This is a genomic window from Marisediminitalea alba (assembly GCF_002993365.1).
Taxonomy (GTDB): domain Bacteria; phylum Pseudomonadota; class Gammaproteobacteria; order Enterobacterales; family Alteromonadaceae; genus Alteromonas; species Alteromonas alba.
In genome coordinates this window covers 1-8,604 of sequence record NZ_PVNP01000166.1, presented here as the reverse complement: position 1 = coordinate 8,604, position 8,604 = coordinate 1, and the positions used below count along the sequence as shown (strand labels likewise).

The following is an 8,604-nucleotide window of genomic DNA, read 5'->3' as shown; positions in this document are numbered from 1 at the left end:
TTATCGCCAGCGCATGCAAATAGAAGAAGGCTTTCGGGATATGAAAAGCACGCGCTTTGGTCTGGGGTATGAAAATAATCGCAGCACAACCAAGACACGCATTACTGTTCTGGTCTTGCTTACCACACTGGCTTCGTTAGTGGCTGTACTGTTGGGCATGCTATTAGTTGTCAGTAACAAGCATCGACGCTTTCAGGCAAATACCGAAACAAAATCCGTACTATCCTTTCACTTTCTTGGCTTGAGAGCTTTTAACACCTCAATGCGATTTACCCTGCATCAGTGGAAAAAGACGATCCGCTGGCTTGATGAACTCACCGCTGAAGCTTGCATGAGCAAGATTACATGCTAAATTCGTGGGGATCCCTCAGAATTTGGACTTTGATAATGAAAAAGGATAAACCATACATTGTTGTGGTTTAATATTGTTGTAACAACGGTAACTTTACTTATTTAATAGAAGAAAAAACAAAATCAATTAGCGATGTTTAAACTGGTATTCATTGATGGTCACTTTAATTAGATATAAAGTAAGTAAACAAAAAGTCAGTAAGGTAATTGATAACGTGTCTAAACGAACCATAAGTATGCGCGAATTCAAGTCCGAAGTGCACCACTCGCTAAATTAGGCAGCCTTGCGTAATTCATTGAATACCACTACAGGTTGCCTGAAGCCGAGGCACTTTCTTGGCCTGGCATTTAATGCCTGTTCAATCTCACTAATCTGCTTGTCTGTCACTGTTCGTAAATCGGTGCCTTTACGTATGTATTGACGTAGCAAACCGTTGAAGTTTTCATTCAGTCCACGCTCCCAAGATGAATACGGATTCGCGAAGTAGATGTCGGTTTTCAGCTTCTCTGCGACCAGCTCATGGTCACAGAATTCGCTGCCGTTGTCCGCCGTGATAGTACGAACATGACCTCGATATTTCCACAGCATACCAACCATAGCTCGGGCCACATCTGCCGCACTTTTTGCTGGTACTTTCCGAATCAGATACAGCTTACTTTTTCGCTCAACCAGGCTAACAATCGCGCCCGTTCCTTGCTTGCCCAGAACCGTATCAACTTCCCAGTCGCCGAACCGCTTCTTCTTGTTCACGATGGCTGGACGATGCTCTATACCAACGCGATTCGGGATAATTACTCGCTTCGCGCGATTACCTTTACGGTATCTTCGGTGGCTCTGGCGCAGTTGTTTATACAACTTCCCACCACGTAATTTATCTCGCTGGACATAACCATAAATCCACTCGTGACTGACGTTATGGCCGATGATTTTACCGACACCAGCAATTTGCTCAGGACTCCACTTTTCGTTAAGGCCGAACTCTACAAAGGTAACCGTCAGTTCAGATATCCTAAACTTTGCGGCCTGACATCGTCGTTTTACAGACTTTGCCTGAGCCACTTCCGGCAAGTAATGGCTATCTCTAATTCGATTGCGATTTACTTCCCGGCTGATAGTGCTGTGACTCACTCTCAGACGCTTTCCAATCTCACGATAACTGAAACCCTCGCGTAGGTAGGCTTCGATCTGGTATCGTTGTCCCTCGATCAACTGCTTGTAACTCATGGTAACTACTCTTGTTTTTTGGCGATTACAGAGTACCACCAACAGGCAGTTGATCTCTCCTCACCGTTTAACCATGAGTGGTGCACTTATTATCTGAATTCGGGTGTTGGCTAAAGAACTGAGTGTAAATGTCGAAACAATTCGCTTTTATGAACGCAAAGGCTTAATTAAACAACCACCAAAGCCTATGCAGGGCTATAGACATTACCCGAAAGAAACGGTAAATAGAATACATTTTATCAAGCGTTCTCAAGAATTAGGTTTTACGCTAAATGAGATTGAAGGGTTACTTGCGTTAAACGATAGTCCATGTAGTAAAGTACAAGAATTAGCTAATAAAAAACTGATCGCAGTACAAAAAAAGATGGCTGACTTGTTGTTGTTAGAACACGCTTTGGAAGAACATTTAGGACAATGCCAAAATAATGATGACGATAGCCACTGCCCAATAATTGATTCGTTGCAACCGAAGTAAATGATTCACTTAACTACCATTTCCCACTAAAACAGCATATCCAATTTTACTTCTGCGCCTTAATTCAAGTTAGCTTATTCCCCGTATCTGTCGTAGCAGATTATCAAAGATAAATTTTTTATAAATCACCCTTGACTCCGTACTTAGGTACATGCAATACACTTGCATTATCACTTAATGAGGTATCTATATGAATCAAAAAAAATCAAACCTTCCAATGATAGGAGGCATCATAGCAGCATTAGGCGCAGGCGTATGCTGTGTAGGTCCTTTGCTCCTGTTATTACTTGGGGTAAGTGGCTCATGGATTGGTAATTTAACTGCATTTGAACCCTATAGGCCATTATTTATCGCATTTGTAGTGTTGTTGTTTGGCTACTCAGGTTGGAAAATTTACCGTCCTGTAGAAGAGTGTGAGCCGGGAACGGCCTGTGCAATTCCTAAGAAACAGCAACAACGAAAAGTCATTTTCTGGCTGAGCGCTATAGTTGCGACAATTTTAGTGACCAGTAATTATTGGATACTTTTGTTTGCTTAATATACAGATCAAGAAATTTATAACATTTTAAAATTTGGAGCTAATTATGAAAAAATTATTATTAACCGCACTGCTTTCACTTTCTAGTTTTGGTGCTTTTGCTGAAGTAAAAACAGTTACACTGGAAGTGCCAACGATGAACTGTGCGACATGTCCAATCACAGTTAAAAAGTCATTAGAAAATGTTGATGGCGTTGAAAATGCGAAAGTTACCTACAAGCCTAAGCTAGCTGTTGTTTCTTTTGATGACACTAAAACCAACATCAATGCATTAATTGCAGCGACTACCAACGCTGGCTACCCTTCAAATTTAAAAAGTGAAAATAAGTAATGTTTAGCCCCTTAGAACTAGTTACGCGTATCGGAGATAAAGCAGGCTCTATAGGTGCACTTGTTTCGGCAATGGGATGCGCCATGTGTTTTCCCGCGATAGCTAGTCTTGGTGCGGCAATTGGGATGGGATTTCTTAGTCAGTGGGAAGGGGTATTTATCAATACGTTGTTACCACTGTTTGCAGTATTAGCGCTGGCAATGAATATCTTAGGCTGGTTTAGCCATCGTCAATGGTACCGTAGTTTTATCGGTTCAATTGGCCCCATTTTGGTTTTACTCTCTTTATACCCTTGGTTCCAGTACGGGTGGAGTTCATACGTTACTTATACGGGGCTAGGACTAATGGTTGCTGTATCAATTTGGGACATGGTTTCTCCTGCGAATAAACGCTGTGATGATGAAACTTGTACCGCTTAACTTTTTTAGAGGAATAAAATATGTCAACGAATAGTTGTTGCTCGTCAAATGACATCCAGCCAGAACAATTACATGTAGCCATTATTGGTAGTGGTTCAGGGGCCTTTGCCAGTGCGATTAAAGCAGCAGAAGGCGGAGCAAGAGTTACTATCATTGAAGGAGCCGATGTAATCGGAGGTTGCTGTGTAAATGTCGGCTGTGTTCCTTCAAAAATATTGATCCGTGCTGCGCAATTAGCGCATCAGCAACGTACTAACCCGTTTGATGGTTTAGAAAATATTCAGCCACAACTTAGCCGCTCCTTATTAGCACATCAGCAAAACGCTCGCGTCGAAGAACTACGCGATGCTAAATATCAACGTATTTTAGAGAGTAATCCCGCGCTATCTTTACTTAAAGGTTATGCACGTTTTAAAAATCAAAATACCTTGCTAGTTCACAAGTCTGATGGTAGTGAAGAAGAGCTGGTTGCAGATCGCATTTTAATTGCAACAGGCTCTACACCAAGCATTCCGCCAATTAAGGGTTTAGTTGATACACCTTATTGGACATCAACAGAAGCCTTATTTGCAGAAGAGTTACCGAGTAGTCTAGTTGTCATCGGCTCCTCCGTTGTTGCTCTGGAAATTGCGCAAGCTTATGCCCGTTTAGGTAGCCGTGTGACAATTCTAGCCAGACATACCCTTTTATATGCTGAAGATCCGTTATTAGGTGAAAAACTGGCAGAGTGCTTTGAAAAAGAAGGTATTAGGGTACTTAATAATACGCAAGCAAGTCATGTTTCTTATGATAGCAATGGTTTTTCATTGGAAACTAACGAAGGAACATTAATCGCTGAAAAATTGCTTATCTCTACGGGTCGCCATGCAAATACTGGAAAGCTTGGTTTAGAAAATGTTGGTGTTGAAACAGATAAAAGTGGTGCCATTGTTGTTAATAGTATGATGGAAACATCAACAGCTAACATTTATGCCGCTGGAGATTGCTCCAATATGCCACAATTTGTTTATGTTGCTGCTGCTGCCGGAAGTAGGGCTGGAATTAATATGACAGGTGGAAATGCGCAACTCGACTTATCTACCATGCCTGCTGTTATATTCACCGACCCACAAGTTGCTACGGTAGGTCTAACCGAAGTACAAGCTTCAGCGGTAGGAATAAATACGATAAGTCGTGTACTTGATATGGAAAACGTACCAAGAGCTTTAGCAAATTTTGAAACGGATGGTTTTATCAAGTTGGTAGCTGAAGAATCCACGGGAAAACTGATAGGCGCACAAATTTTAGCCCATGAAGGCGGAGAACTGATTCAAAGTGCGGCTCTTGCTATTCATAATAAAATGACAGTCGAAGAATTGGCAGGTCAACTATTTCCGTATTTGACGATGGTTGAAGGATTGAAGTTATGCGCTCAAACCTTTAGCAAAGACGTTAAAGAGCTATCTTGCTGCGCAGGGTAATCATTTAACGGTAATGTACTTACAGAAATGTTAATGGAGTGCCAATTGATTGAATGTAATCAAGATATCTTAAGGCATTCCATTAACAACACAAATTGGAAGCATGCTAAATCATGATTAAATCTAAGGTTGAAAACATTCCTGTTGGTGAAGTCAGTTTTTTGACAGAGATACCTGACATCAATAAGTTCATTAGTAGTGATGATGATGCGTTGGATTTTCCTTTGAGTATTTCTCAACTGGCACTAGCTGCACAAACATCTGTCCATACGGTAAGAAATTATGTTCTTGAGAACTTAGTACACTGCGAAGAAAAAACTAAGTCAGGCCATTCACTTTACGGCTTATGTGCATTAAAGAGATTAAAGTTCATTCGAGCAGCAAGGGCGGCAGGTCTTCTTGTAGTTGATATCAAGCCATTACTAATGGCAATAGATGCAGGAGAAAGAAAAGTTCCTGAAGACATCCAAAAGCTGCTACTTACTAAAATCGAGCATAGAAAAGTATTTTTAAATCTAGTAACAAACCAAATTGAAGAGTTTTGCAATTAGAACAATTATAGAACAGTTCATGGCTCGACTAAAAACTTGTTAGCTTATCTGTTTTCTATCAATGTTAGCTTGTATATATCAAGCATATAGAATATCAACACCTCCAATTTTTAATGGCACTTTGATGCGCAGTACCTTTTGAATTAGAAATACAAACAGATGGCATTCTTTAACTTATTGATTCTACATCACTAAGTAAACCAGCTAAGTCGATTTCTTTGCGGTCTTTATTAAAGGCATATTCCCCATTTAGATTAATGTGTTGCCAAGCAACAGGTGAAAGCCGAGAAATAACATCAACCACATCTTGCCTACCGTTCCTCTCTTGGATTTGTAAAAATGCCGATAGTAACGCGGAATTATAATAAATAATGCAATTTGAAATGAGTCGAGCACAATCGTTCCATTGTGGGGTTCTAGGGATTTTCCCCTCTAAAAAGACATAATCCTCTGTAGACCACACCAATAAATGGCTGCGGAGGTGGTTTACTTTCAGCTTGGAGCCTAATCATCCACTATCGGCCTTGTTATTTCGCCAATATTGGGCAATTTCCCAGTATTAGTGAAGTTATACGTTCCGCTTAAGTTGATATTTTGCCACGCAACGGGCGAAACAGCACGAGTGATACCCGCTTTCTCTTCATCTCCTCTCGCTTCAAAGTGTCCCAGCAGATGACTCAGTATCGCGGAGTTGAAGTAGATGATCGCGTTGGCAAGCAATCTTGCACATTCATTCCAGATAGCGATTTCACTCTCGTTTTTGCCTCGGAACTGATCGCCATTCACCGACGCAATAGCCCGTCTCAGGAAGTGCCACGCTTCTCCCCGGTTAAGGGCACGCTGAACGTACTGCCGCAAACTGGCATTGTCTATGTAATCCAGTAAATATTGCGCTTTGACCAGTCGATTATACTCCGTCAGCGCCTGTAATGTCGGGTGCCCCGAAGGATAACCAGACAACTTTCTTACCAGCATTGCCTGTGTCGTTCGCTTTGTCTGAAGTGACAGAACAATGCGCCTAATATCCTGCCATCCCGTTTCGATGACATTCGTCCTGATGGGCTTTTTCAGGGCAAGGTTGGTGCCGCCGTGTTCATTTTCAGTTACGTCAAACAGATCATTGATGACACTACTGAACTGCGCGTATCGCGGTGCAAAACTGTAACCGCATAGATCCAGTAAGGCGAAGTTAACATGATTGACACCGTGTGTATCTGTCGAGAGTACGTCAGGTTTGATTTCACTGCTGTTGGATTGTAACAGGTCATAAATATAGTGTGATTCGTGCTCGTTGGAACCGATGATCCGAGCATTGAGGGCGCTGTGGTTGGCCACCAGTGTCATGGCCGTGATCCCTTTGTTGGTGCCGAAATACTTAGAGGAGTACCGGGTTTTAAAGGTTTCCAGATGGGTTTCGAATTTCTGACCATCCGCACTGGCATGCAGCTGGTCCTCCTGAATATGGTAGTGGCGGAAGATGGGTAGCGCTGCAACCGCATTATTGATCACGTCGCTGGCGTCATGCAGCGTTTCAGGCCGGATATAGTTGGCCTGCACCGTACTCAGGTGTTCATAGCTTCGATCGGAGATCTGCGCCATGCCATACACACCACGGTGAGTGGCGTTGGCAATCAGAATGGCCAGTAAATCATCCTGATGAGTGAACCCTTGTTTTTGTATCGGAAGTACATGAGTCAGACATTTCATGAACCCGGTTTCGCGCTCTACATACCGCAGTACATCCGCGATACCGACCGGTTGCATTCGCTTAAAAAAGGGATTGTTGACCAGAGATGTAGCGCTTTTGGTCGGCAGACGCCAGCGGGTACCGGTACGATTTTTCATGATCACATTTCGATTGTCTCCCTCATCAATATGGAGAGCAACGTCTTTGAGTGCACTTTCCAGCCGGTGTTGTTTCTCCTGTAACAATAACTCTGCGGGCTGTTTTAGTCTGTCCAGTGTTGATGAGGCCAGCAAGGTATCCTGCGATGTCTGGGGGATCAGGTCGTCTTCCAGTGCGCGGTATTTGGTAACATTTGGCAAATAAATGCGTCCATTCAGTCGTGAGGTTAACTGCCGGTAGAGCAGCCATTCGTAACGTTGCGGGTTAACGTTATCCTGTTTAACCAACCATGGGAGGTGCTTTTTCGGGATGAGCGACGTATCCATCGTCTTCAGTGGTCCACCGAATGCGATTTCCGTCTGCATCTGTTGAAGTTGGGCGACGACGGCTTCTGAGCCTTTACCGGCCTCACATTCAAGGCACAAGAACACCTGCCTTAACAGTTGCTCCAGGAGATTGCATTGTTCATCGTAATGTTGCCACTGGTACTCTTCCACGGTCCGTTTCTGTTTTTTCAGGTAAAGGCAGAGGGTCTGGATATCCCTGTCATTCATGACCTTCAATGCCTGTTGTCTGACTACTGAGAAGGGTTGATTATCATCAATGTTCTCATCCACAAACAGATGCAGTAACTCTGCCGCTTTCGTGACATTGTCCGCGGCTGACTGCCAGGACAGGAACACTGCTTGTTGTGCAAAGGTGTTGGCAGCTTCTTGTTGCTTGCGGATATGGTAAATGAACCCATCAGTTAACCGTTCCAGTGCCAGTTGTATCCGCTCTGTCAGGTGACATAGCAACCATAGATGCTGCTGTGCGCGTTTGAATCGTTTGAGTTTACTACCGTAATAGTTGATGAGCTCACCGAAGTGTTGTCGATTTTTAAGAGACAGATTAAGCCCATCGATAACGCCATTGATTTGCGTGCGCCATGGCGCTAACTGATGATAAAGGGCAAGCTCTTTTTTAAGTTCAGGTACGGTCAGACTTTTTGCACCGCCTCTGAGCTGGTTCAGGCTTAGTCCGTCATCAATGGCTGTTATGCTGTCCAGAAAGACGTGAAGTTCAGGACTGGTGAGTTGATTAAGTTGGTGCGCCAGGTCTTTTCTGACCTGCTGCATCGCTCTGCTTATCAGTCTCTGGAGTACGGTGTACCTAGGGATAGCAATGCTGTGACTGGTTAGGAATTCAATAGCAGTATCAAAGAGGTAACGCGGCTCCAGCCAGGCATTGCCCACCTGAACAAGGTGGTCGAAAAGAGAATTGAAGTGCTGACTTTCGTCCCATTTGTGATAACCAGCAAGGTCTAATACTTTTGCGTAGAGTCGATCTTTTTGTTTTTGTGAGGGAGTGAATGGTCTGAGCCCCTTGCCGCCAAGCAGCTCTTTACTGATGAACATTAAATCCTTAG

At 43.2% G+C, this 8,604-nt stretch carries 9 protein-coding genes and 1 pseudogene; 7 read left to right on the top strand and 3 right to left on the bottom strand.

Annotation, left to right across the window (positions count from 1 at the left end; genetic code table 11):
- Window positions 1–352, top strand: a pseudogene (locus C6Y40_RS15165) (IS4 family transposase); the annotation flags it as partial.
- 273 nt (window positions 353–625) lie between these two features.
- Here the strand turns inward: C6Y40_RS15165 and C6Y40_RS15155 are convergent.
- Window positions 626–1,576 carry an IS30 family transposase gene (locus C6Y40_RS15155; protein ID WP_105935306.1) on the bottom strand — a complete coding sequence of 317 codons (951 nt, stop codon included), beginning with the start codon at window positions 1,574–1,576 and terminating at the stop codon, window positions 626–628.
- Window positions 1,577–1,673: 97 nt separating this feature from the next.
- On the opposite strand from C6Y40_RS15155, the gene merR reads away from it, so the two are divergent.
- The 6 genes from merR (at window position 1,674) to C6Y40_RS15125 (ending at window position 5,350) form a co-directional block, all read left to right on the top strand.
- Window positions 1,674–2,051 carry an Hg(II)-responsive transcriptional regulator gene (gene merR / locus C6Y40_RS15150; protein WP_105935305.1) on the top strand — a complete coding sequence of 126 codons (378 nt, stop codon included), beginning with the start codon at window positions 1,674–1,676 and terminating at the stop codon, window positions 2,049–2,051.
- A 190-nt stretch (window positions 2,052–2,241) separates the two neighbouring features.
- A complete protein-coding gene (locus tag C6Y40_RS15145) occupies window positions 2,242–2,589 on the top strand; it encodes a mercuric transporter MerT family protein (RefSeq protein WP_012517597.1) in 348 nt (115 codons plus the stop codon).
- Window positions 2,590–2,635: 46 nt separating this feature from the next.
- Window positions 2,636–2,920, top strand: a complete 285-nt coding sequence (gene merP / locus C6Y40_RS15140) for a mercury resistance system periplasmic binding protein MerP (protein WP_008110847.1) — start codon at window positions 2,636–2,638, stop codon at window positions 2,918–2,920.
- A complete protein-coding gene (merC, locus tag C6Y40_RS15135) occupies window positions 2,920–3,339 on the top strand; it encodes an organomercurial transporter MerC (RefSeq protein ID WP_012517596.1) in 420 nt (139 codons plus the stop codon). The genes merP and merC overlap by 1 nt, the downstream gene beginning before the upstream one ends.
- 20 nt (window positions 3,340–3,359) lie before the next feature.
- Window positions 3,360–4,799: a mercury(II) reductase gene (gene merA, locus C6Y40_RS15130; protein WP_008467329.1), complete on the top strand. Its 1,440-nt coding sequence runs from the start codon at window positions 3,360–3,362 to the stop codon at window positions 4,797–4,799.
- A 113-nt stretch (window positions 4,800–4,912) separates the two neighbouring features.
- Window positions 4,913–5,350 (top strand): MerR family transcriptional regulator, encoded by a 438-nt coding sequence (locus tag C6Y40_RS15125; protein WP_008110853.1) that lies wholly within the window; start codon window positions 4,913–4,915, stop codon window positions 5,348–5,350.
- 169 nt (window positions 5,351–5,519) lie between these two features.
- On the opposite strand, the gene C6Y40_RS25595 is transcribed toward C6Y40_RS15125, so the two are convergent.
- Window positions 5,520–5,813: a Tn3 family transposase gene (locus C6Y40_RS25595; protein WP_158088382.1), complete on the bottom strand. Its 294-nt coding sequence runs from the start codon at window positions 5,811–5,813 to the stop codon at window positions 5,520–5,522.
- A gap of 41 nt (window positions 5,814–5,854) precedes the next feature.
- Window positions 5,855–8,604: Tn3-like element ISShfr9 family transposase (locus C6Y40_RS15115; protein ID WP_105935303.1), on the bottom strand; the 2,750-nt coding region annotated here is incomplete at its 5' end.

Coding starts and splice junctions, on each gene's coding strand:
- C6Y40_RS15155 (WP_105935306.1), bottom strand. CDS start 1,576: ATGAGTTACAAGCAGTTGATCGAGGGACAACGATACCAGATCGAAGCC.
- C6Y40_RS15145 (WP_012517597.1), top strand. CDS start 2,242: ATGAATCAAAAAAAATCAAACCTTCCAATGATAGGAGGCATCATAGCA.
- merP (WP_008110847.1), top strand. CDS start 2,636: ATGAAAAAATTATTATTAACCGCACTGCTTTCACTTTCTAGTTTTGGT.
- merC (WP_012517596.1), top strand. CDS start 2,920: ATGTTTAGCCCCTTAGAACTAGTTACGCGTATCGGAGATAAAGCAGGC.
- merA (WP_008467329.1), top strand. CDS start 3,360: ATGTCAACGAATAGTTGTTGCTCGTCAAATGACATCCAGCCAGAACAA.
- C6Y40_RS15125 (WP_008110853.1), top strand. CDS start 4,913: ATGATTAAATCTAAGGTTGAAAACATTCCTGTTGGTGAAGTCAGTTTT.